This window comes from Paucibacter soli (genome assembly GCF_037482845.1).
Lineage (GTDB): Bacteria > Pseudomonadota > Gammaproteobacteria > Burkholderiales > Burkholderiaceae_C > Paucibacter_B > Paucibacter_B soli.
This window is the reverse complement of sequence record NZ_JBBHJW010000004.1, coordinates 206,152-229,230: the sequence shown is the minus strand read 5'-3', so window position 1 is coordinate 229,230 and position 23,079 is coordinate 206,152. Positions and strand designations below refer to the sequence as shown.

Here is a 23,079-nt window from a genome sequence, read left to right as displayed (position 1 = left end):
GCTTGTTGCATCAACATCTGTTCTTACTCCTGAGATTGCTGCGCCTGGCTGGGGTCTTGGCCCAGCAGGCGCTCGAGTTCGGCGGCGGCGCGCCAGGCATCGGCCGTGCCGCGCAGGATTTGCTGTTGCGCCTGGAACAGCGTGCGCTGGGCATCGAGCACATCGAGGAAGGCGAACTTGCCCAGCTCGTAACCCTTTACCGCAGCGTCATGGGCGGCTTGCGCCGTGGGCAGCAGCTCGCTGCGCAGCATCTGCACCTGCTGGCGGCTCAGGCGCAGCTTCTCCAGCGCCTGCGACAGCTCGGTTTGCAGCCGCGCGCTGGTGGCGCTGAGCGCCTCGCGCGCCTGGTCTTCCCGGCGCAGCGCTTCAAGCAGATGGCCCTGGTTGCTGTCCATGATGGGCAGCGGGATAGCCAGACCCAGCACCGCCTGCGTGCGGCCCTGCTCGGCCGCGCGCCTGGCGCCCAGCGTGAGCGTCAGGTCGGGAACGCGCTTGGCGCGCTCGCCGGCAGCCAGCGCCTGGCGCCGCGCGATTTCCAGCTGCGCCAGGCGGATCGCCGGCGCCCGGCTCAGCAGCTCGCCCAGGCGCTGCTCGGAGGGCGGCTCGGGCAACGTCTGGGCATCGCCATCCGCCTGCTCGTAGGCATGGGCGAGCTGGCCAGGGCCCCAGAGCGCAGCCAGGCGCTGCCGAGCCAGCAGCAGATCGCTCTGCGCCTGAGCCAGCTCGGCGCGCACCGCGGCTTCGGCCACCTGCGCCTTGGCCTGCTCCAGCGGAGGCACCTTGCCGGCCTGAAGGCGCTTGGCGGCGACGCTGGTGGCATTGCGCGCGACATCCAGCGAGGCTTGCAACAGACGGGCCTGCTGCTGCGCGCCAAGCAGCTCGAAGAAGGCGCCGGCAACGGCCGCCCGCAACTCGGCCTGCCTGGACAGCAGCGCCACACCCGCCTGCTCGCGCGCGCTGGCCGCAGCGGCCAGCCGTGCCGCGCGCTTGCCTCCCAACTCGATGGGCTGGGCCCATTGCAGGGTGCTCGTGCGCGTGCTGCTGCGCAGGTCTTCCACCAGCAGGCCCAGCTCGGGATTGGGGCGCGCGCCGGCCTGCTGCTCGGCCGCTTCCATGGCCTGCAGTTCGAGCCGCGCGCCGGCCAGCTCGGGGTTGTGGGTCAGCGCCAGGCGCTGCGCCTGGGCCAGGGTCAGCATGGCCTTGGCCGGCGCGGCCACTTCGGCGCTTTGTGCCGGCGCGGGCGGGGCCAGGGAACATAGCACCGCCAATGCCAGCGGCGTGAATAGGGTTCGCATCGAACGCTCCAGGTTGTGATGAACAACAACGGGGGTGGTTCGGCGCGGCGTCGCCCATGCGCTGACCGAGACGGTCAGCGCAGCATCAGCATGATGATGACGAGTGAGTTAATCGACGACGCGCCGCTCAGGCGCGCCACCAATTGGGGCGGTCGGGACCCTCGGGCACGACGGACTCGGCCAGGCAGGCCTGCTCGGTCGGCGGTTCAATGGCAGCGGCGAAGACAGGCCCCAGCGCGTAGTCGCAAGCGGGCGCGGCGTGCAGCAGCTGGCAATGCCCATGGTCCATGTCGAGGGCCTGCGTCACCGCCTTGACACTCGCCTTGGCGGCAGGCTTCTCGGCGGCCGCCTCATGCGCATCATGGGCATGCTCGTGATGCCCGAAGTGCACCGCCGAACTGTCCGGCTTGCGTGCCTCATGCTCGCAATAGCCCGCCGCCGCCGCCCAGGAGAACTGGGCGGTGAGCAGCAAGCTGAGGAGGACGAGAAGCCAGGATCGCATGGGCTGGGCAGTATAGATAAGACGCTGTCTATTTGAGCGCTGAGTCGCGCAACAGGCGCAGGCCATTGGCCACCACCAGCAGGCTGGCGCCCATGTCGGCGAACACCGCCATCCACATGGTAGCGCCGCCCATCAGCGCGGCCAGCAAAAAGGCCGTCTTGATGCCCAGCGCCAGGGCAATGTTCTGCAGCAGCACGCTGCGGCTGCGGCGCGAGAGGCGCACGGTCTCGGCCAGGCGGCCCAGCTCGTCGTTCATCACCACCACGTCGGCGGCCTCCATGGCCGTGTGCGTACCGGCGGCGCCCATCGCAAAACCGATGTCCGACTGCGCCAGCGCGGGCGCGTCGTTGATGCCGTCGCCCACCATGGCGGTGGGCCCGAAGCGCTGCTGCAGCTCGCGGATGGCGGCCAGCTTGTCCTCGGGCAGCAGTTGGGCGCGCAGCTCGGTGATGCCGGCCTGGGCCGCGATGACCTGTGCGGTGGTGAGGTTGTCGCCGGTCAGCATCACCGGCGTGATGCCCAGGGCGCGCAGCTCGGCCAGCGCCTGGCGCGTGGCGGGCCTGATGGTGTCGGCCACCGCGCAGATCGCCAGCACGCCGCGCGCGTCGGCCAGCACCGCCACGCTGCGTCCGGCCTGCTCGTGCAGGGCCAGCCCGGCCTCAAGCTCGGCCGAGCATTGGCCGCGCTCCTCGATCCAGCGATGGTTGGCCAGCACCAGCGGCAGGCCATCGACCGTGCCCTGCACGCCGCGCCCGGCCGCGGCCGCAAAGTCATGCACCTCGGCCACTTCTCCAGTTTCCCCAGTTTCCCCAGCTTCGGCCGCCAGGCCCTGCGCGATCGCGCGCGAGACCGGGTGGTCCGAGCGGCTCGCCAGCGCCAGGGCCTGGCGCGCCAGCTGTGCGCGCTCGGCGCCCGGCGCCAGCGGCACAAAATCCACCAGCACCGGCAGGCCCTGGGTGATGGTGCCGGTCTTGTCCAACGCCACCACCTTGAGCAGGCGCGCCTGTTCCAGGTAGACCCCGCCCTTGATGAGAATGCCGCGCCGCGCCGCCGCCGCCAGGCCGCTGACCAGGGTGACCGGGGTCGAGATCACCAGCGCGCAGGGGCAGGCGATCACCAGCAGCACCAGCGCCTTGTAGAGCGCCTGCAGCCAGCCCCAGCCCAGCAGCCATGGCGTCAGCAGCGCCACCGCCAGCGCCAGCACAAACACCGCCGGGGTGTAGATGGCGGCAAAGCGATCGACGAAGCGCTGCGTGGGCGCGCGGCTGGCCTGCGCCTCCTCGACCGCATGGATGATGCGGGCCAGGGTGCTGTCCGAGGCCAGGGCGGTGACGCGGAACTCCAGCGCCGCGCTCTGGTTGATGCTGCCGGCGTAGAGGGCGTCGCCTATGCCCTTGTCCACCGGCAGGCTCTCGCCCGTCACCGGTGCCTGGTCCACGGCGCTGAGGCCGCGCGTGACCAGGCCGTCGAGCGGCACGCGCTCGCCGGGCTTGATGCGCACGATGGCGCCCAGCGGCACGGCGGCGCTGGGCTGTTGCAGCCAGGCGCCATCGGCCTGCGCCACCTCGGCCTGCGCCGGCGCCATCGCCAGCAGGCTCTTGATCGCATCGCGCGCGCGGTCGACGGCACGCGCCTCGATCAGCTCGGCCAGGGCATAGAGCGCCATCACCATCGCGGCCTCGGGCCATTGGCCGATCAGGAAGGCGCCGCTCACCGCCACCGTCATCAGCGCATTGATGTTCAGGCGCCCGGCGCGCAGCGCATACAGGCCCTTTTTGTAGGTGTCGAAACCGGCCAGGCCAATGGCCGCGGCGGCCAAGCCCATCTCGGCCAGTTGCATGATTTGCAGGCCCTGCCCCTCGGGGGCGACAAAGGCCAGGGCCTCGGCGGCCAGCGCCAGCAGCAGCGAGGCCAGCAGGCGCGGCAGGCCCTCGCCGGCATGGCCATGCTCGTGCCGCACTGCATCGCCAGAGGGCGCAGCATCCAGCGGCTGTGGATCGAAGCCCAGGCCGCGCATGGCCGCCAACGCCGCCTCCAGCGCGGGCGGCGCAGCGGCCGCCAGCGACAGCGTGCGCCGGCCCAGATCGAAGCGCAGCCCGTCGATGCCGGCAATGGGCGCCAGCGCGCGCCGGATCTCGCCCTCCTCCACCGCACAGTCCATGCTGGGGATGCGGAAGACGCGCGCCCCTGCAGGCGACGGTGGCGGTGGCGTCAGCGTCGGCGCTGTTTCTGCAGCGCCGCAGCAGTGGTTGCTGCTGCAGCTCGATGCGGCGGGCGTGGATGCATGTGGTGTGGCCATGCCGGCATTGGAAACCCTGCACCAGGACAAGAGTCAAGCGGCTTCTTTCATCCCTCTGGCTTGCGGCTCAGCATTACCAGCGTCACCACACTGATCGCAGCCCCGGCCACAAAGGTTGCCGGCGCGCCCAGGGTCTCCCACAACAGCCCCGCCGCCACGCTGGCGAGCAGCATCGCCAGGCCGCTGAGCAGGTTGAAGAAACCATAGGCGGTGCCGCGCAGCTCGGCGGGCGCAGCGTCGGCCACCATGGCGGCCAAGAGGCCCTGGCTCATGCCCATGTGCAGGCCCCACAGCGCCACGCCCCCCAGCAGAGCCGGCAGGGCCGGGCTGCTGGCCAGCAGCAGGTCGGCGGCGATCAGCAGCAGCAGGCTGCAGGCCAGCAGGCCGCGGTGGCTGACGCGATCGGCCAGCGCACCAAGCGGGTAGGCGCTGAGCGCGTAGACGATATTCATCGCCACCATCACCAGCGGAATCAGCGCCAGCGCCAGCCCGCTGTGCTGCGCGCGCAGCACCAGAAAGGCCTCGCTGAAGCGCGCCAGCGTGAACACCGCGCCAATCATCACCACCCACCAGTAGGCCGGGCCCAGCTGGCGCAGCCTGGCACGGCTGATGGCGGGCACGCCAGCGGCAGCGGAAGCAGGCCGTGCCGGCTCGCGCACGCCCAGAGCCAGCAAGAGCACGGCCAGCACGGCCGGGATCACCGCCACCCAGAACACGGCGCGGAAGTCGTTGGCCCACAAAAGCATCAGTCCCACGCCCAGCAGCGGCCCGGCGAAGGCGCCCACGGTATCGAGCGACTGGCGCAGGCCGAAGGCGGCGCCACGCTGCGCGGGCGGGGCGATGTCGGCCACCAGCGCATCGCGCGGTGCGCCGCGTATGCCCTTGCCCACGCGGTCGATCAGGCGCGCCGCCAGCACCAGGCCGGCGCCGCCGGCAATCGCGAACAGCGGCTTGGTGGCCGCGCCCAGGCCATAGCCCAGCAGGGCCAGGCCCTTGCGGCGGCCCCAGTGGTCGCTCAGCACGCCGGAGAACACCTTGACGATCAAGGCCGTGGCCTCGGCCGCGCCCTCGATCAGGCCCACCGTGAACACCGAGGCGCCCAGCCCACCCACCATGAAGAGTGGCAGCAGGCTGTGGATCATTTCCGAGGAGATGTCCATCAGCAGGCTCACGAAGCCGAGCACCCAGATGCCGGCCGGCAGGCGCGGCCTGGTACTTGCGACCGCAGTTTTCATATGCGCCGTCAAATGTTTGTTGTTCGTCAAATCACTGTCACACAGAGCGTGCACAATGCAAAGCATCCAAGGCGACAAACCGGCTGCAGATTGGGCAGAACACTGGAACCCGTCACCAGCGCCAAGGGAACCGTCTCGGGGTGTTTTTTTATATTCACCTCTTGTCCGGAAAGCAGGGCCACCCTCGGTGGCCCTTTGCTTTTGCACGACGGCGCTTTGTGGCTTGGCGTTGACGCCATGCCGCAAGTCACTTGACCGCGGCTTGAGCGTGCGAGCACACTCGCGGCTCCATTCAAACAACAGGAGAACTCCATGGCCAAGACTGATATTGCCCGCCTCCTGTCGGCCGCACATTTCTGCCGCCACGCTTGAGTTGAACCCGCCACGCAGCCCGCGTGGCCCGAGTTTTTCGAGCACGCCGCGACAGTCCTTTTCGCGGCCGACATTTCCCCGCTGTCACCGGCTACGCGCCTTCTCGCGTGGCCGAGTCTCCACATGCCTGGAAACGTCATTCTTCTTCTCATGCTCGAAGCAAACCACACCACGCAAGACCTGACCCTGCTCCAAACCCTGGGGCTGAACCAAAGCATCCGTTGCCATCTCGCCGGCCTCGATTGGCCGGCCCACAGCGCAGCGATGCGCGTCGTCGAAGTGCAGCGCGACCGCGTCCAGCTGCTGGGCGCGCAAGGCGGCTGCGACGCCCGCCTGCGACCCGAGCTGCTGCAGTGCCTGCGCAACGAGGGCCAGACCCTGGCCGTGGGCGACTGGGTGCTGGCCGCGCAAGACGCCTTTGGCGGACATTGGGTGCAGGCCCAGGCCACGCGCCTGAACGCGCTGACCCGCCGCAACCCCGAGGGCCTGCGCCAGACCCTGGTGGCCAATGTCGACACCGCCCTGCTGGTGATGGGGCTGGACCACGACTTCAACCTGGCGCGCCTGGACCGCTACCTGGTGCTGACGCATGCCGCCGGCATCGCCAGCGTGGTGGTGCTGAGCAAGGCCGACCGCTGCGCCCAGGTGCAGGCGCGCCTGGCCGAGGTGCAGGCGCATCTGCGCGCCTGCCGTGAGGGGCCGCAGGCGGTGCTGGCGGTGAACGGCACGCAGGCGAGCGCGCGCGAGTCGCTCTGGCCCTGGCTGGGCGCGGGCCAGACCCTGGTGCTCTTGGGCTCCAGCGGCGCGGGCAAGAGCACGCTCACCAACAGCCTGTGCGCAGCGCAGCTGCAAGACACCGGCGGCGTGCGCGAGGACGACAGCCGTGGCCGCCACACCACCAGCGTGCGCAGCCTGCATCGCGCGCCCTGCGGCGCCTGCATCATCGACACCCCGGGCCTGCGCGGCCTGCAGCTGGACGTCAACGAACAGCAGCTGGCCGAGGCCTTCGACGACATCGGCGCACTGGCGCCGCACTGCCGTTTCCGCAACTGCAGCCACCAGGACGAGCCGGGCTGCGCGGTGCGCGATGCGCTCAGCGCGGCACGCCTGAAGAGCTATCACAAGCTGCAGCGCGAGCTCGGCCGCGAGCAGCGCACACCGCTGCAGCGCCAGGCCGAAGTCTCGGAGTGGAAGTCGCGCTCGCGCGAGGCGCGCATCCGCATGAAGGCGAAAAGCGGTGCCTAACTGTGCCTAGGCGAAATAGCCCAGATTGGGCGTGGCGAAATTGCCCAGCTGCGGGAACAGCGCGGGCAGGTCCGCCGCGCTCACGCCCAGCCAGCTCGCCAGCGTGGCGCTCATCTGGTCCACCGCGGTGCTGGGCAGCCAGCGGCCCTCGTCCGAGACATCGTCGGGGCCGCCCAGCAGCAGCTGCGGCATGCGGCCATAGAGCCCGCTCCTGACCGCGCCACCCATGATGAGCTGGTGATTGCCCCAGGCATGGTCGCTGCCGCCGCCGGCCGCCGGCTGCATGGTGCGCGCAAAGTCCGAGGCGGTGAAGGTGGTGACCTGGTTCGCCAGGCCCAGCTGCAGCGTCGCGTCGTAAAAGGACTTGAGCGCCGAGCCGAGCTGGCCGAACAAATCATCCTGCTGCGCCAGCTGGTTGTTATGCGTGTCGAAGCCGCCCAGCGAGACAAAGAAGATCTGCCGCGTCACGCCCAGGCTGCTGCGCGCCTCCAGCAGCTTGGCCACGGTCAGCAATTGCTGGGCGATGCTGCTGCTCTGGCCGGCGAACAGGCCCGCGACGCTGCCGGCGGAGGCCAGCGCACCGTTGAGCGCCTCGCTGGCGCGCAGGGCCTGGTTCAGCACCGCGGCGGCGGCGCGCTCCTCGGCATTCGCATAGGGCTGCTGCAGCAGGCTGGTGTAGAGGCTGTAGAGCGGGTTGCGCGCCGGGTTGGCGCCAAACCCCTTGATGGCGAAATTGCCGCCCGATGACAGCGCCAGCCCATCGCTGCGAGCGCCATTCATGAACACGTTGTTGCCGCTCAGCGAGATCACCGCGGGCACGGTGCTGGCGGGCAGCAGGTCGGCGATGCGCCCGCCCCAGCCACTGCTGCTCGGCGCGCCCGAGCCGCCCTGCTGCCACTGCGCCTGCTGGTCGCTGTGCGAAAACAGATTGGCCGGCAGGCCGGCGCCACCGGCATGGAATTCGGCCTTGCTGAGGGGGCGCACCAGCGTGCCCACATTCGCCTGCAGCGCCAGATGGCCCTGCTTGAAGATCTCGGCCAGCGGCGCCAGCGCACCGTGCAGGCCCAGGTTAAGGCCCTCCAGCGGCGCCAGCGTGGAGGCCTGCAGCGCCAGCCCGCCCGCCGCGGCGTTGCCGCGCGCCTTGGCATAGGCGGCGTAGCCGGCCGCATCCATGGGCACCAGCATATTGTTGCCATCGTTGCCGCCGTAGAGAAAGACGCAGACCAGGGCGCGGTAGTCGCTGCCCGAGAGCGGTGCGGCAAGACCTGAGCCCAGCGCCAGCGGGCCACCTGCGGCCAAGGCCGCAGCATGGGTCAAGAAGCGGCGGCGATGCAGGGACTGGATGGCCATATCAATTCTCCACAAGGTATTCGGGGGACATGGCGGCCAGGAACAAGGCCGCCTTGGCGCGCTCCAGCGGCTTGCTCGCGGGTGCGATCTGCGCCGCCTTCAGGAGGGCCTGCTCCAGACTTGCACTCATGCGCCCGGCGAACAGCACGCGCTTGATGTCCTTCACCAGCGCCACCGGGTCGGCGGCCAGGGCCTGCCAGCGTGTCAGGTCGATCTTGCTGCCGGTACTGCCCGCCACGCTCGCATCCGGCGCCACCGCCTTGCCACTCAAGGCGGTAGCGAGCACCCCGCTGAGCTTGAAGGCGGCGCTGGCATTGAAGACGCCGAAGGCCGGGCCGTCCAGGCTGGGGTCGTCGGGCAGGTCGTAATCGGGCGGGAAGAAGTTGAACACCGAGGGCGGGCTGTAGATCGGCTGGCCCAGCGCCGCGGCCTGGCTGCGCAGCCACAGGCCATCGCTCTCGCCGCCCAGGGCGCGGAACAAATGCGTCAGCTGCAGGATCGGTTCGCGCAGCTTGCCGAAGTTCTGCGGCTGCTGCGGGCTGCCGGCCTCGGCGTCCAGCAGGATGGCGCGCAGCGTGGCCTTCATGTCGCCGCGTGCTGACCCGCCAACACCGCCAGCGGCCCCATTGAAGGCCGCCGCCACCCGCGCCACATAGGCCGGGCTGGGGTTGGCGGTGACGAGCTGCTGGATCAGCTGCCGGCCTATGAAGGGGCCAACATTGGGATGCTTGAAGATGTTGTCGATGGCGGCCTCGAGATCGGCCGCGGCGCCCTGGCCGGCCGGCAGGGTCTGCCCCATCAGCAGTTTCTTCGCACCCAGGTCATGGTGGGCGGCATAGGCCACCATGGGGCCGCTGAAGTTGGGCGGATTCGGGAACCTGTCGCGCCCGCCGGCGCGCGGCGCATAGCTCCAGCCGGTGAACGCATGGGCAAAGCCTTCCACCGTGTCCTGGTCGTAGCTGGGCAGGGGCTGGCCCTTGGCGTCGAGCTGGCGGCTACCGTCCTGGTTCAGCTGCCACAGGCCGATGCTGAACAGCTGCAGGACCTCGCGCGCATAGTTCTCGTTGGGTTCTATGCCCTTGGCCGGATTGGGCTTGTCGTTGTTGGCCATATTGAGAAAGCGGCCCATCGCCGGGCTCAGCGTCACCTCGCGCAGGATGTCGCGGAAATTGCCGAAGGCATGGTTGAGGAAGATGCGCTCGTAGTTGGCCATCGCATAGGGCAGCCTGATCTGCTGGCCCGAGACCACCAGGATCTGGCTCAGCGCCAGGGCGGTGCGCTGGCGCAGCTGGTCGGGCCCGTTGAGCGCATTGCGGAAGAACTGCACCTGCAGCGGGAACAGGCTGTAGTTGTCGCGCTTGCAGGCGGGCGGCGACCCTTCCGGGCAGCCGATCTTGGGGTTGGCGTCCACCGCGACGATGCCGGAGAAGTCCGATGCCGGCTGGGCGAACTGCTCCTGCAGCCAGGCCACCTTGCCGCTGGCCATCAGGGCCTGGGTGCTGGCCTCGGTGGGCCCGAAGCTGGCCTGCGCCAGGAAGCGCCGCGCCGCGTCTTCGTCAAGCATGGCGGCCGCCTGGGCGCTGCCCAGCAACATCGTCATCATCATTGCGCCAAGGGCGCTTGCGCAGCAGATCGCGCGGTGGGTCTTCAGCAGCAAGCTCATGGGCGCCTCCGTTTGTGCGCATGTTAGAAAGGACGGCGACGGCTGGCACGGCCCAAGGTGTAATGATGTGTGAAGTCGCGCCATGGCCCCATGCACATGAGTAACTTGCAGACCCGCATCGACGGCCATCTGGCCACCCTCACCCGCCCGCAGAGCCCCGGCCATGCGGTGGCCGTGGCACGCCATGGCGAGCTGCTCTATGCCAGCGGCCATGGCCTGGCAAGCCTGGAGCAGCGCAGCGGCATAGGCGCGGACACGCTGTTCCGCATCGCCTCGGTGAGCAAGCAATTCACCGTGGCGGCCGGCCTGCGGCTGGCCGCGCAGGGCCGGCTCGACCTGGCGGCCGATGCGCGCGGCCTGCTGGCCGAGCTGGCGCAGCTGCCGCAGGCCGTGACGGTGGACCAGCTGATGCGCAACTGCAGCGGCCTGCCCGATTTCCTGGAGCTGCTGCGCCTGGGCGGCGTGGGCCTTGAGCAGCTGACCCGCCGCGCCAGCATGGCCGCGGCACTGGCGCGCAACCGCCACCTCAACAGCAAGCCCGGCAGCCGCTTTCTCTATTGCAACAGCAACTACCTGCTGCTGGGCCTGCTGGTGGAGCGTCTCAGCGGCCAGAGCCTGGGCGACTATCTGCAGCAGGCCTTCTTCGCCCCGCTGGGCATGACGCAGACCCGCATGGTGCCGGCCTGCGACCAGGTCCTGCCGGGCCTGGCCGCGCCCTATCTGCGCCAGGAGGATGACGGCGGCTACCGCCGCGCCCTGCACGGCTTCGAGCATGGCGGCGAGGGTGGCCTGGTCTCCAATGTGCTGGACCTGACGCGCTGGGCCCAGGCCCTGCTGGCGCCAAGGTCCGAGCTGGCGGCCTTGGCCGAGGCGCTGATGGCGCCCACCCTGCTGAGCGGCGCCCAGCCCTCGCCCTATGCGCGCGGGCTCGAGCACAGCCGCTGGCGCGGCCATGCCTGCGTGGGCCATGGCGGGCTGTGGCCGGGCTACCGCAGCGAGTTCCTGCTGCTGCCGGCCGAGGGCTTGAGCATCGTCGTGATCAGCAACGACAGCGGCAGCAACCCCTACAAGCTCGCGCGCGAGCTGCTGGACCTGCTGCTGCCGCCCACGGCGATGGCGGAGCCGACCGCGCCGCCGGCGCCGGACTGGGCGGGCGACTGGATCAATGCCGAGGCCGGCCTGCTGCTGGGCCTGCAGCGCGGCCCCGGCACGCGCCTGACGGCGCGGCAATGGGGGCAGTGCTTCGAGCTCTACCCCGAGGCCGACGGCAGCTGGCTGCCGCTGCGCGGCGCCTACGAGTTCCGCCTGCGCGCCGGTCCCGCGGGCACACTGCTGCTGGAGACCGGCGCCGGCCGGCAGCATGAGCTGCAGCGCCTGGCCCGGCGCGAACCCTTGCCCGCGGGCCTGGCGGGACGCTGGCACTGCGCCGACATCGCCAGCCACTGGGACATCACGGCCGAGGGCGAGGTGAGCGTGCATGGCCCGCTGATGCGCAGCCCGCAGCCCTGGCAGCTGCTGGGCCTGACCGACACGCTGATGGAGCTGCGCGCGCCGGGCTACTGGATGAGCAGCAGCCAGCTGCTGCGCGTGGCCGAGCGCGGCGCCGATGGCCGCATCATCGGCCTCAGCCTGGACAGCAGCCGCATCCGCGGCCTGCGTTTCAGCCCGCTGCCGTGAACGCGACAGCACTGTAAAGAAGTTAAAAAGCCCGGCCTGGCCTTCGGGCGCCGGCGCCACTGCGTGCGATGCTTCGCCACCCTGCCGGCCCACGCCCCGCAGTCACCCAGTCAGTCAGTCAGTCATTCACTCACGCACGATGCGCCGTTTTTCCTTCCTTCCCCTCGCCCTCGCCTGCGCACCCGCGCTGGCACAGCAGGCCGAAGCGCCCGCGGCCGCGGCCAGCGCGCCAGCCGCCAAGACCGAGCAGCTCAAACGCGTGGAGGTGCAAGGCGGCCCCAGCGACGAAGCGCTGCGCCGCGGCGCCACCGCCGCCAAGATCGTCATCGGCCGCGAGGAAATCGAGCGCTATGGCGACGCCACCCTGGGCGAGGTGCTGAAGCGCCTGCCGGGCGTCACCACCGGTGGCCGGCCCGGCCGCGGCGGCGAGATCCGCATGCGCGGCATGGGCGGCGGCTATACCCAGATCCTGGTGAACGGCGAGCGCATGCCGCCTGGCTTCGCGCTCGACCAGTTGCCGCCCGAGCAGGTCGAGCGCATCGAGGTGATGCGCGCGCCCACCGCCGAATACGGCGCGCGCGCGGTGGCCGGCACCATCAATGTGGTGCTGCGCGAGGCGCTGCAAAAGCGCATCAACGACGTCAAGCTCGGCTTCGGCGCCGAGCGCGGCCGCATCAGCCCCGGCATGGGCTGGAGCCGCAACGACAAGCTCGACGAGCATGGCGGCGCCTACACGCTCAACATCAACCTGCTCAATGGCCGGCGCCTGGACGAGATCGACAACCGCACATACACGCGCGACTTGGCCGGCGGCCAGCAGAGCCTGCGCAGCCTGAGCGGCCATACCGCCAGCGAAACGCGCGGCCTGCAAGCCGGCGGCCGTCTGCAATGGCGCCTGGGCGCCGGCGAGATGCTGGCCTTGCAGAGCTTTCTGAACGCCAACGAGAGCGACAGCGAAAGCCATGCGCTGCAGACCCCCACCCAGGCCTTCGACCTGGTTGACACCCGCGCCCACAGCCGCTTCCATATGCTGCGCCTGGGCCCGCAATGGCAGACCCGGCTGGACGACAACACCAGGCTGGAGCTGCGCGCCGGCATCGGCGCCGCCCGCAGCAAGAGCCACAGCCTGCGGCAGGAAAGCCTGCGCGCCGCCGACGGCAGCCTGCTGCCCGCGCGCAGCCAGGATGACCGCAGCGACAGCGATGACCGCAGCTGGAGCCTGAACGCCAAACTCGCGCGCCAGCTGGAGAACGAGCACAGCCTGGTGGCCGGCCTGGAGGCCGAGAGCACGCGCCGCGAGCAGACCCGCATCTGCCTGGAGAACGGTTTACCCTGCCGCAACCTGCTGGACTTCGGCGACGAGCTCGCGGCCTCCACGCTGCGCCTGGCCGCCTATGCGCAGGACGAGTGGAGCCTGGGCAAGCAATGGGCCTTCTACGCCGGCCTGCGCTGGGAGGGCATCGCCACCCGAAGCAGCGCCGCCAATTACAGCGCCAGCAACAATTCCGGCGTGTGGACGCCGCTGCTGCATGCGGTGTGGAAGTTTGACGAGGGCAGGAGCCGCGACCAGATCCGCATGAGCCTGACGCGCAGCTACAAATCGCCCCAGCTGCAGGACCTGATCGCCAAGCCCAGCGTCAACAACAGCAATGGCTCCTGCCCCATCGTCGGCCTGCCGGGCCAGCCCTGCGGCCCCAACACGCCCGACCAGCCCGACCGCGCCGGCAACCCCGAGCTGCGGCCCGAGCTGGCCACCGGCATCGACATCGCCTACGAGAGCTATCTCAGCAAGGGCGGGGTGCTGAGCGCCAACCTGTTCCTGCGCCGCATCAAGGACCTGATACGCAGCAATCCGCAGCTCGAGACGGTGGGCTGGGCCAGCGAGCCGCGCTGGATCACGCGGCCGCGCAATATCGGCCAGGCCCGCACCATGGGCCTGGAGCTGGAGGCCAAGTTCCGCCTCGACGAATGGTGGGACGAGGCCTGGCCGGTGGCGGTGCGCAGCAATCTGAGCCTGTTCAGCTCCAGCGTGGATGGCATCCCCGGGCCCGACAACCGGCTCGACCAGCAGCCGCGCGCCAGCGCCAATCTGGGCGCCGACTACCGCCTGCGCGGCCTGCCGCTGACCCTGGGCGCCACGCTCAACTGGACGCCCGCCAACACCATCCAGCAAAGCGCGCTGCAGCTCAGCCAGACCACGCGCAAGCTGGTGGTCGACGCCTTCGCGATGTGGAGCTTCAACCCGCAGGCGCAGCTGCGCCTCTCGGGTAGCAATGTGGCGCCGCTGGACTACAGCAGCAGCAGCCTGTTCAACACCGCCACGCAGCAGATCGCCAGCGAGAGCGCGGGCCGCAGCTACACGCAATGGCAGCTGCGCCTGGAACTGAAGGTTTAGTGTTTGCCAGCGGTCGACGCCTTGGCCGGTGCCAGCTGCGCCAGCTTCTCGGGCTGCTGCGCATGCGAGAGCTGCAGCCAGGCCAGCACCCCGGCGCCGGCCATCAGCGCCAGGCCCAGCGCCAGGCTCCAGCCGCGGCGCCGTGGCGGCGCGCGCCGCGACGGCGCCGCCCAGGCCTGCGCCAGCTTGGGCTGGCTGCGCCGCACCCTGGCGGCCTGCTTGCGACCGTCACGCCCGGTCACAATTTCGAAGCTCAGCGTTTCGTCCTGCACGGGTGGTGGACCATCGGGCGGGAAGGCCGAGACATGCACGAACAGCGGCTGCCCGCCCCCAAGCGGTGCGATCATGCCGTGGCCGCGCTCCGCATTCCATACCTGCAACTTGCCTTCGAATCTCATGGTGTTCCCCAACGTGGCTGGGGCGCTCCGGATGGGAGCCGCCTCCGGGAGGCCGTCGACGCGGCCTCATGGGATGAATCATGAGGCCGCTGCAAGGCCGGCGTGCAACAGCCTGTAAGCCGTGCAAACTGGGCTAGCATCAGCGCGCCGCTGACGGCGTCCCAAGTGAGTTGCCCTTGCTGCTTGTTGTTGCTGCTGAAATCCTGAGGCTTTGGTGCGCGCGCGCCCTGCTGCCGCTGCTGCTGTGCATGGCGGGGGCCAGCGCCACGGCGGCCGGTGCGGTGAAGTTGAGCGAGGCCGAGCGCGGCTGGATCGCGGCCCACCAGCAACAGGTGTTCACGGTCGGTTTCGATCCCTTCGCGGGCATGGACAGCTTCGAGTTCCGTGGCCGCCGCATCGGCCTGCTGCCCGCGCTGCTCGACGATATGCGCACCCAGCTGGGCCTGAGCCTGGTGCCCGCTGAGGTGAAGAGCTGGGACGACGCCTACAGCCGCTTTGTGCAGGGCCGCATCGCCGTGCTCTACGGCGCCAACGTCACCCCCGAGCGCGAGAAGATCATGCGCTTCACGCGCGCTGCGCAGAAGTACCCCTACACCGTGTTCGCGCGCAAGGACTCGAGCGTGCAGACCCTGGGCGACCTGGACGGCAAGCGCGTCGGCTTTCTCGCCAACGACTTCGTGATCGAGCAGTTGCCCAAGGAATTCCCCAACATCCGCTTCGAGACGCGCAACTACGAAGACCAGGGGGCCGGCCTGAAGGCGCTGGCCGCCGGCCAGGTGGACGGCTTCGTGACCTCGGGCGGCGGCGTCGAATACGAGTTCCTGCACGAGCACCCCACGCTGACCCTGGTGGCCGAGCTCAAGTCCATCACCTCGGACATGACCTTCGCGGTGGCGCGCGAGCAGCAGTTGCTGGGCCAGATCATCAACCGCTATATCGAGCAAAGGCAGGCCCATATCGAGCAGCTCGCGCGCGAGGCCGGTCGCCAGTACAACCGCAAGGTGCTGCGCCTCAGCGAGGCCGAGCTGAGCTGGCTGGAGCAGCAGGGCGAGGCGGTGGTGGGCGTGGCCGAGGACTATCTGCCCTTCGACTATTTCCACGAGGGCCAGTACAAGGGCATTGCCGGCGCCACCCTGCAGCGCATCGGCGAGATCGTCGGCATCCGCTTCAAGGTGGTGAGCGGGCCCTTTGCCCAGCTGATCGAGCAGCTGCGCGCGGGCAAGGTCGATGTGCTGAACATGGCCAAGACCGAGGACCGCTTGGCCGACTTTTTGTTCCCGCGCGCCATCAGCACCGAGCGCGACATCATCGTCGGCACCAAGAGCAGCGCACCGGTGCAGGATGTCTATGGCCTGGACGGCCAGCCGGTGGCGGTGATCGACGGCTTCTGGCACGAGGAATACCTGCGCAAGAACCTCAAGCACCCGCGCATCGTCAAGACCGCCAACATCATGGAATCGCTGCAGCTGCTGCGCGATGGCGGCGCTGCCTACATGATCGAGAACCCCACGGTGGTCGAGTTCTACATCAACGGCCTGGGCTATACCGACCTGGTCAAGCGCGGCATCACCTCCAAGGACTCCTTCATCTACTTCGGCGTCGGCAAGCGCCAGCCCGAGCTGGCCAGCATCATGGACAAGGTGATCCCGCTGATCCAGTTCGACGAGATGAAGTACGCCGGCATCCAGACCGTGCCGACGCTGCGCAACGAGGCGAACCGCCGCCTGCTGATGCTGCTGGGCGGCCTCGGCCTGGTGCTGCTGGGCATTCTGGCGGTGACGGTGCGCATCGTGCGCAAGCTGATCGAGCAGCGCGCCAAGACCCAGTTCCTGCGCGAACGCGAGCACCTGCTCTACACCGACAGTCTGACCGGCTTCCACAACCGCAACTACTTCAGCCAGCGCGCCGATGCCGCCGCGGGCGACTACCCGCAGGCCATCGTGGTGGCCGATATGAACAACCTCAAGCGCGTCAACGACGCCCATGGCCATGCCGCGGGCGACGCCTTGATCACCCTGTTCGCCGAGACGGCACGTGCGCAATGGCCGCAGGCCGACGCCTTTCGCATCGGCGGCGACGAATTCGTCTTCATCCTGCCCAATATCGGCGAGGCCCAGGTGCTGGCCGAGCTGGAGGCCTTGCGGGCGCGCTGCCAGCAGACGCAGCGCGAACTGGCGCCCGGCGCCTGGATCAGCCCCAGCGCCGCGCTGGGCCACGCCATGCGCGCCAGCGCCACGCAATCGCTGCACAGCTGCGTGGCCCAGGCCGACGCGCGCATGTACGAGGCCAAGGCGGCGATGAAGAAGCGCCGCACGGATCTGGCCTGACGCGTGCGGCGGTATTCGGCACCTTGCTGAAATCCAATTGCAACCACAGAGGCACGGAGGCACAGAGGTAAAGCCAATTCAGTATGGAGTTTCTCTGTGCCTCAGTGCCTCTGTGGTTGCCTTTTGCATTCGGCTGCTTTGTGCCGACAGCTGCCCACGAAGAAAAGGGCCACCATGCATCGCATGGCAGCCCTTGGCGGATGGAAAGACGCGCCTACTTGCCGCTAGGCACCTTGCCTTCCACGCCCTTGACGTAGAAGTTGATGCCGGAGAGGAACTTGTCGTCCGCGAGTTCGTCCTTCTTCAGGATCTCCTTGCCATCCTGTCCAACGATGGGGCCCTTCCAGATCGCGAAGCTGCCGTCCTTCAGGCCGGCCTTGATGGTCTCGATCTGGGCCTTGGTGTCGGCCGGCACGGCTTCGTTGAGCGAGACCAGATCGATCGCGCCCTCCTTCACGCCCCACCAGCTGTGGGCACCCGCGCCGGCACTCCACTTGCCGTCCAGCGCATCACGCACGGCCTTCACGTAGTAGGGGCCCCAGTTGATCACGGCGGAGGCCAGGTGGGCCTTCGGGCCGTAGGCGGTCATGTCGGAATCCCAACCGAAGGCGTACTTGCCGTTCTTCTCGGCGGTCTGCAGCACGGCCGAGGAGTCGGTGTTCTGCATCAGCACATCCGCGCCGCCGTTGATCAGGCTCTGCGCGGCCTCGGTCTCCTTGGGCGGGTTGAACCATTCGTTCACCCACACCACCTTGACCTTGACCTTGGGGTTGCTGGTCTGCGCACCGAGCGTGAAGCTGTTGATGTTGCGGATCACCTCGGGAATCGGGATCGAGCCCACCACGCCCAGCGTGCCGCTCTTGCTCATCTTGCCCGCCACCACGCCGGCCATATAGGCGCCCTCGTAGGTGCGCGAGTCGTAGGTGCGCTGGTTGTCGGCCTGCTTGTAGCCGGTGGCGTGTTCGAACTTCACGTCCTTGCTGTCGGCCGCCACCTTGAGCATGGGCTCCATATAGCCGAAGGTGGTGCCAAAGATCAGCTTGTTGCCCTGGCCCACCATGTCGCGGAACACGCGCTCGGCATCGGCCGCCTCGGGCACCTTTTCAACGAAGCTGGTGACGACCTTGTCGCCGAACTCCTTCTCCACCGCCTTGCGGCCGTTGTCATGCGCAAAGGTCCAGCCGCCGTCGCCCACCGGGCCGACATAGGCAAAGGCAATCTTGAGCGGCTCGGGCTTGCTTGTGGTGGCCGATGCGGACGCGGCCGGGGCGGCGTGTTGTTCCTCCTGCTTGCCGCAGCCCAGCAGGGCGGCGCTGGCGGCCAGGGCAGACCAGCCGGCGAGCTTGAGCAAAAAAAGATCGCGTTTGCTTTGCATGGGGACTCCGAGGGTTGGGGGCTGCGAATGAGCGCCGGAATTATGAGCCTGGAAAGAAGGGCTTGCCCAGCGAGGCCGGCATATTGGCGCGTATGAACTGCGCATTGCTGGAGATCAGCACCAGCACGGCGATGGTGGCCAGATAGGGCAGCATGCTGAGGAACTGGCTGGCGATCTCGACGCCCTGCCCCTGCAGATGGAACTGCAGCATGGTCACGCCACCAAAGAGGTAGGCGCCCAGCAGCACGCGCGCTGGCCGCCAGGTGGCGAAGGTGGTGAGTGCCAGCGCGATCCAGCCCTTGCCGGCGATCATGCCCTCCACCCACAGCGGCGTGTAGACCACCGACACATAGGCCCCCGCCAGCCCGCACAGCGCGCCGCCCGCCATCACCGCGGCCAGGCGGATGCGCCGCACCGGATAGCCCAGGGCATGGGCCGACTCGGGCGATTCGCCCACCGCGCGCAGCACCAGGCCGGCGCGCGAGCGGTACAGAAACCAGGCCAGCAAGGCGGTGAGCGCAATCGCGCCATACACCAACGGATGCTGGCGGAACAGCGCCGGGCCGACGAAGGGGATGTCGGCAAGACCCGGCACCGCGAAGCTGGGCCGAGGACCCAGCTTGGCCTGGGTGTAGGAAATGCCCACAAAGGCCGAGAAGCCGGCGCCGAACAGGCTCAGCGCCAGGCCGGCCGCGTACTGGTTGGTGTTGAGCCAGATCACCAGCACCCCGAAGGCCGCCGCCAGCAGCGCGCCCGCGCCCATGCCGGCGGCAAAGCCCAGCCAGTCGCTGCCGCTGTGCACGGCGGTGGCAAAGCCGGCGATCGCGGCCACCAGCATCATGCCCTCGGCGCCCAGGTTGACGATGCCCGAACGCTCGTTGATGAGCAGGCCCAGGGCCGCGATGGCCAGCAAGGTGCCGGCGTTGAGCGTGGCGGCGATCAGCAGTGCGATGGATTCCATGGCCTCAGCTCCCATCAAGTCGTTCGCCGGGCCGCTCCCAAGAACGGCTTGGCCCCCTCGGGGGGCCGCCCGTGTACCCGCGGGCGGGGGGCGCCATGACCCAGCGCAGGCGGTAGTGGATCAAGGTGTCGCAGGCCAGCAGCGTGAACAGCAAGAGGCCCTGGAACACCCCGGTGATGGACTTGGGCAGGCCCAGGCGCGATTGCGCCAGTTCGCCGCCGATATAGAACATGCTCATCAAGATGGCCGAGAAGATGATGCCCACCGGATGCAGCCGCCCGACGAAGGCCACGATGATGGCGGCAAAGCCGTAGCCGGCCGGCACATAGGGCGTGAGCTGGCCCAGCGGCCCGGCCACCTCCAGCGCCCCCGCCAGGCCCGCCATGCCGCCCGAGAGCATGAGGGCCAGCCAGAGCGAACGCCGCGAGCTGAAGCCCGCATAGCGCGCCGCCGCCGGCGCCAGCCCGCCCACCTGCAGGGCAAAACCGGCATAGCTGCGGAACAGCAGCAGCCAGCAGGCAAGCACTGACCCCAGGGCGATCAGCACGCCGATATGGACGCGCCAGCCCTCCACCAGCCTGGGGATCTTGGTCACTGCCAGGAAGCTGATGCTTTGCGGGAAGTTGTAGCCCTGCGGGTCCTTCCAGGGCCCGTAGACCAGATAGCCCAAGAGTAGCTCGGCCACATAGACCAGCATCAGGCTGACCAGGATCTCGTTGGCATTGAAGCGGTCGCGCAAGCACGCCGTGATGGCGGCCCAGGCCATGCCGCCGGCCACGCCGGCCAGCAGTATCCACAGCACGATGCTGCGGCCCGTGCCGGCATCGGCCTGCATCGCCACCCAGCCGCCGGCCAGCGCGCCCACCACGAACTGGCCCTCGGCGCCGATGTTCCAGACATTGGAGCGAAAGCACAGCGCCAGGCCCAGCGCGATCAGCACCAGGGGTGTGGCCTTGATGCCCAGCTCGCTCCAGCCATAGGCGCTCCTGATCGGCTCCCAGAAGAACATCTGCAGGCCGCGCACCGGGTCCTTGCCCAAGAGCAGGAACAGCGCCACCCCCAGCAAGGTGGTGAGGGCCAGCGCCAGCAGCGGCGAGGCCAGCGACATCAGCCTGGACGGCTGCGGGCGTGTCTCAAGCCTGAGCATGCTGCGCGCCCTCCTCTTGCCAGAGCCCGCTCATCCAGGCGCCAATCTTTTCCACCGTGGCCTCGGCCATGGGGATGGCCGGCGACACGCGCCCCTTGGCCATCACAACCAGCCGGTCGCTGATCTCGAACAATTCGTCCAACTCCTCACTCACTACCAGCAGCGCGCAGCCGGCATCGCGCAGCGCCAGCAGCTCGCTCCGTATCTGTGCCGCCGCGCCCACGTCCACGCCCCAGGTGGGCTGGGCAATGATCAGCACCCTGGGTTTGGCGTCGATCTCGCGGCCGACGATGAACTTCTGCAGATTGCCGCCCGACAGGCTTTTGGCCGCGGCACCCGCACCGCCGGCCTTGACCTTGAAGCGCGCGATCAGCTCCTCCGCGAGGCGCTGCACCTGGCCCTGGCTGATCCACCAGCCGCCGGCCTTGACCGCCTCGGTGCGCGTCAGCAAGGTGTTCTGCGCCAGCGAGAGCGTGGGCACGGCGCCGCGGCCCAGGCGCTCCTCGGGCACGAAATGCAGGCCCAGGCGGCGGCGACGGCGCGCGCTGGCCTGGGCGATGTCCTGGCCGAACAGCTGCACCGAGCCGCGCGGCGCACGCGCGTCCTCGCCCGAGAGCGCGGCCATCAGCTCCTGCTGGCCATTGCCCGAGACCCCGGCCACGCCGAGGATCTCGCCGGCATGCAGCCGCAGCGCAATATCCTGCAAGCTGGTGCCGAAGGGCTCGGCCTTGGGCAGGCTCAGGGCCCGCAGCTCCAGGGCCAGGGCGCCAACCTCGCGTGCCCGGCCATGCCGCAGCTGCGGCGGCTCGGCACCGATCATCAGGCGCGAGAGTTCGGCATTGCTTTGCGTGCGCGGGTCTAGCTCGCCGGTGACGCGGCCGGCGCGCAGCACGGTGCATTGCTGGCACAGCGCGCGGATCTCGTCGAGCTTGTGGCTGATGTAGAGGATGGAGCAGCCCTGCTCGGCCAGCTTGCGCAGCGTGACGAACAGGGTCTGCACCGCCTGCGGCGTCAGCACCGAGGTGGGCTCATCCAGGATCAGCAATTGAGGGTTCGTCATCAGCGCGCGCACGATCTCGACGCGCTGGCGCTCGCCCACCGAGAGCGTGTGCACCGGCCGCGCCGGGTCCACCGCCAGGCCATAGCTCTCGGCCACCGCGCTGATGCGTGCCGTGACCTCGGCCAGGGTCAGCGATTTGTCCAGGCCCAGCCAGATGTTCTCGGCGGCGCTGAGCGTGTCGAACAGCGAGAAATGCTGGTAGACCATGCTGATGCCCAGCTGCCGCGCCTGCGCCGGGCTCTTGATGCTGACCGGCTGGCCATTCCACAAGACCTGACCCTCGTCGGGCTGCACCGCACCGTAGATGATCTTCATCAGGGTGCTCTTGCCCGCGCCGTTTTCGCCCAGCACCGCATGGATCTGGCCCGGCGCCACGGCAAGGTCGATGCCGTCATTGGCCTTGACGGCCGGGTACTGCTTGCTGATGCCGCTGAGTTGCAGGCGCAAAGTTTCGCTCATGTGTTTCGCTGATGGCGGGCCTGGCCGGCCACGAAGCTCGCCACCAGATTGCGTTCGTCGGACAGCGTCATCCAGGCGAACAGTTTCTCGTGCAAGTCGCGCGCCCGCTCGAAGCGGGCCTCGGCCACCGGGCCCACGGCCCAGTCCCAGATGCAGACGTCGGCCAGTGTACCCAGGCCGAAGTGGCCGATTTCATGCTCAATGTCGAGCCCCGCGGCGGCGCCGCGCGTGGCCGCATGCAGGGCCACCCAGGCGGTGAGGCGCTGGCCGGCCAGGGCCTGCACCTTGTAGCCGTCGGCCAACGTGCGCTGCATCGAGAGACTGGTGCCGCCGCCCACATCGCTGGCCGCACTCACTGAAAAGCCGGCCGCGCGCGCACCCACCCAGTCGAACAGACCGCTGCCCAGGAACAGGTTGGACGAGGGGCAGAAGGCCACTTGCGCGCCGCTGGCGGCGAGCGCGCGGCGGTCCGCCTCGTCCAGCCAGATGCCATGGGCCAGCACCGCCCTGGGGTGCAGCAGGCCCGCGCCGGCATAAACGTCCAGATAGCTGCGCGCCGCCGGGAAGAGCTTGGCCACCCACTCGACCTCGCTGCGGTTCTCGGCCACATGGGTCTGCATATAGAGCGAGGCGTCGGCGCGGCACAGCGCACCGGCCATGGCCAGCTGGGCGGGCGTGCTGGTGGGCGCAAAGCGCACCGTCACCGCATAGGACAGGCGATCTCGGCCATGAAAACGGCTGATCAGGTCCACGCAGTCCCGCTCGGCCTGGGCCACATCGTCGCGCAGGCCCTCGGGCGCATGGCGGTCCATCAACACCTTGCCGGCGATCAGGCGCATGCCGCGCGCCTCGGCGGCTTCGAACAGCGCCTCGACCGAAACCTTGTGCACGGTCGGGAACACCACCGCCGAGGTCGTGCCATGGGCCAGCAGCGCGTCCAGAAAGCGCGCCGCGCCCTGCCGCGCCACGGCCGGGTCGGCATAGCGCAGCTCGGCCGGAAAGGTGTAGGTATTGAGCCAGTCCAGCAGCTCGGCGCCATAGGAGGCGATCACGTCCAGCTGTGGGGCATGCACATGGGTGTCGATGAAGCCGGGCAGGATCAGGCGGCCACGGTGGTCCTGCTTGGTCCAGCTGGCATCGGGCTCCTCCCGCTGCGTGCCGGCAATGCGCCCCTGCGCGTCGATCAAGAGCCAATGATCGGGCTGGAAGCGCACGGCGGGGCTGTCCAACTGGCCCCAGGCGGGGGTGGCAGTGAAGTCGAGCAGGTCGCCGCGCAGGGCGAGCTTGGTTTGGCTAGAGGCGTTGTTGTTATTCATCGT

Annotated in this window: 16 protein-coding genes; 4 read left to right on the top strand and 12 right to left on the bottom strand. The window is 69.1% G+C overall.

All coding sequences use genetic code 11. The features are described from left to right. Window positions 1-23: 23 nt before the first annotated feature. From WG898_RS10910 to WG898_RS10895, 4 genes are all read right to left on the bottom strand, one after another. Window positions 24-1,295 carry a TolC family protein gene (locus WG898_RS10910; protein ID WP_339602814.1) on the bottom strand — a complete coding sequence of 424 codons (1,272 nt, stop codon included), beginning with the start codon at window positions 1,293-1,295 and terminating at the stop codon, window positions 24-26. A gap of 127 nt (window positions 1,296-1,422) precedes the next feature. Further along, window positions 1,423-1,797: a cobalt-zinc-cadmium resistance protein gene (locus tag WG898_RS10905; RefSeq protein WP_339602813.1), complete on the bottom strand. Its 375-nt coding sequence runs from the start codon at window positions 1,795-1,797 to the stop codon at window positions 1,423-1,425. 28 nt (window positions 1,798-1,825) lie between these two features. Beyond that, window positions 1,826-4,096: a heavy metal translocating P-type ATPase gene (locus tag WG898_RS10900; protein WP_339602812.1), complete on the bottom strand. Its 2,271-nt coding sequence runs from the start codon at window positions 4,094-4,096 to the stop codon at window positions 1,826-1,828. 47 nt (window positions 4,097-4,143) lie between these two features. After that, a complete protein-coding gene (locus WG898_RS10895) occupies window positions 4,144-5,331 on the bottom strand; it encodes an MFS transporter (protein WP_339602811.1) in 1,188 nt (395 codons plus the stop codon). Window positions 5,332-5,853: 522 nt separating this feature from the next. Here WG898_RS10895 and rsgA point away from each other — a divergent pair. Then, a complete protein-coding gene (gene rsgA, locus WG898_RS10890) occupies window positions 5,854-6,948 on the top strand; it encodes a ribosome small subunit-dependent GTPase A (protein ID WP_339602810.1) in 1,095 nt (364 codons plus the stop codon). 6 nt (window positions 6,949-6,954) lie between these two features. On the opposite strand, the gene WG898_RS10885 is transcribed toward rsgA, so the two are convergent. Both WG898_RS10885 and WG898_RS10880 read right to left on the bottom strand, forming a co-directional pair. After that, a complete protein-coding gene (locus WG898_RS10885; protein WP_339602809.1) occupies window positions 6,955-8,298 on the bottom strand; it encodes a DUF1501 domain-containing protein in 1,344 nt (447 codons plus the stop codon). A 1-nt stretch (window position 8,299) separates the two neighbouring features. Next, window positions 8,300-9,961, bottom strand: a complete 1,662-nt coding sequence (locus WG898_RS10880) for a DUF1800 domain-containing protein (protein WP_339602808.1) — start codon at window positions 9,959-9,961, stop codon at window positions 8,300-8,302. A gap of 96 nt (window positions 9,962-10,057) precedes the next feature. Between WG898_RS10880 and WG898_RS10875 the strand changes: the two genes are divergently transcribed. Both WG898_RS10875 and WG898_RS10870 read left to right on the top strand, forming a co-directional pair. Beyond that, the gene (locus WG898_RS10875; RefSeq protein ID WP_339602807.1) at window positions 10,058-11,638 is read left to right on the top strand and encodes a serine hydrolase domain-containing protein; all 1,581 of its coding nucleotides are present in this window, start codon (window positions 10,058-10,060) and stop codon (window positions 11,636-11,638) included. Window positions 11,639-11,777: 139 nt separating this feature from the next. Beyond that, window positions 11,778-14,033, top strand: a complete 2,256-nt coding sequence (locus WG898_RS10870; RefSeq protein WP_339602806.1) for a TonB-dependent receptor plug domain-containing protein — start codon at window positions 11,778-11,780, stop codon at window positions 14,031-14,033. Here WG898_RS10870 and WG898_RS10865 read toward each other — a convergent pair. Beyond that, complete coding sequence (locus WG898_RS10865) at window positions 14,030-14,431, bottom strand: cold-shock protein (RefSeq protein ID WP_339602805.1); 402 nt, start codon at window positions 14,429-14,431, stop codon at window positions 14,030-14,032. The genes WG898_RS10870 and WG898_RS10865 overlap by 4 nt on opposite strands. A 176-nt stretch (window positions 14,432-14,607) precedes the next feature. On the opposite strand from WG898_RS10865, the gene WG898_RS10860 reads away from it, so the two are divergent. Next, a complete protein-coding gene (locus tag WG898_RS10860; RefSeq protein ID WP_339602804.1) occupies window positions 14,608-16,758 on the top strand; it encodes a diguanylate cyclase in 2,151 nt (716 codons plus the stop codon). Window positions 16,759-16,972: 214 nt separating this feature from the next. Here the strand turns inward: WG898_RS10860 and WG898_RS10855 are convergent, their stop codons facing one another. The 5 genes from WG898_RS10855 to guaD are packed head-to-tail and all read right to left on the bottom strand — an operon-like array spanning window position 16,973 to window position 23,076. Further along, window positions 16,973-18,133, bottom strand: coding sequence for a BMP family ABC transporter substrate-binding protein (locus WG898_RS10855; RefSeq protein ID WP_339602803.1), 1,161 nt, complete (start codon window positions 18,131-18,133; stop codon window positions 16,973-16,975). Between the two features lie 40 nt (window positions 18,134-18,173). After that, on the bottom strand, window positions 18,174-19,094 hold the full coding sequence (locus WG898_RS10850; protein WP_339602802.1) for an ABC transporter permease: 921 nt from the start codon (window positions 19,092-19,094) through the stop codon (window positions 18,174-18,176). Window positions 19,095-19,098: 4 nt separating this feature from the next. Further along, entirely contained in the window at window positions 19,099-20,241 is a 1,143-nt protein-coding gene (locus tag WG898_RS10845) for an ABC transporter permease (RefSeq protein ID WP_339602801.1), read from the bottom strand. Further along, on the bottom strand, window positions 20,228-21,760 hold the full coding sequence (locus WG898_RS10840) for an ABC transporter ATP-binding protein (protein WP_339602800.1): 1,533 nt from the start codon (window positions 21,758-21,760) through the stop codon (window positions 20,228-20,230). The genes WG898_RS10845 and WG898_RS10840 overlap by 14 nt, the downstream gene beginning before the upstream one ends. Next, a complete protein-coding gene (guaD, locus tag WG898_RS10835; protein WP_339602799.1) occupies window positions 21,757-23,076 on the bottom strand; it encodes a guanine deaminase in 1,320 nt (439 codons plus the stop codon). The genes WG898_RS10840 and guaD overlap by 4 nt, the downstream gene beginning before the upstream one ends. Between the last annotated feature and the right edge of the window lie 3 nt (window positions 23,077-23,079).

Coding starts and splice junctions, on each gene's coding strand:
- WG898_RS10910 (WP_339602814.1), bottom strand. CDS start 1,295: ATGCGAACCCTATTCACGCCGCTGGCATTGGCGGTGCTATGTTCCCTG.
- WG898_RS10905 (WP_339602813.1), bottom strand. CDS start 1,797: ATGCGATCCTGGCTTCTCGTCCTCCTCAGCTTGCTGCTCACCGCCCAG.
- WG898_RS10900 (WP_339602812.1), bottom strand. CDS start 4,096: ATGGCCACACCACATGCATCCACGCCCGCCGCATCGAGCTGCAGCAGC.
- WG898_RS10895 (WP_339602811.1), bottom strand. CDS start 5,331: ATGAAAACTGCGGTCGCAAGTACCAGGCCGCGCCTGCCGGCCGGCATC.
- rsgA (WP_339602810.1), top strand. CDS start 5,854: ATGCTCGAAGCAAACCACACCACGCAAGACCTGACCCTGCTCCAAACC.
- WG898_RS10885 (WP_339602809.1), bottom strand. CDS start 8,298: ATGGCCATCCAGTCCCTGCATCGCCGCCGCTTCTTGACCCATGCTGCG.
- WG898_RS10880 (WP_339602808.1), bottom strand. CDS start 9,961: ATGAGCTTGCTGCTGAAGACCCACCGCGCGATCTGCTGCGCAAGCGCC.
- WG898_RS10875 (WP_339602807.1), top strand. CDS start 10,058: ATGAGTAACTTGCAGACCCGCATCGACGGCCATCTGGCCACCCTCACC.
- WG898_RS10870 (WP_339602806.1), top strand. CDS start 11,778: ATGCGCCGTTTTTCCTTCCTTCCCCTCGCCCTCGCCTGCGCACCCGCG.
- WG898_RS10865 (WP_339602805.1), bottom strand. CDS start 14,431: ATGAGATTCGAAGGCAAGTTGCAGGTATGGAATGCGGAGCGCGGCCAC.
- WG898_RS10855 (WP_339602803.1), bottom strand. CDS start 18,133: ATGCAAAGCAAACGCGATCTTTTTTTGCTCAAGCTCGCCGGCTGGTCT.
- WG898_RS10850 (WP_339602802.1), bottom strand. CDS start 19,094: ATGGAATCCATCGCACTGCTGATCGCCGCCACGCTCAACGCCGGCACC.
- WG898_RS10845 (WP_339602801.1), bottom strand. CDS start 20,241: ATGCTCAGGCTTGAGACACGCCCGCAGCCGTCCAGGCTGATGTCGCTG.
- WG898_RS10840 (WP_339602800.1), bottom strand. CDS start 21,760: ATGAGCGAAACTTTGCGCCTGCAACTCAGCGGCATCAGCAAGCAGTAC.
- guaD (WP_339602799.1), bottom strand. CDS start 23,076: ATGAATAACAACAACGCCTCTAGCCAAACCAAGCTCGCCCTGCGCGGC.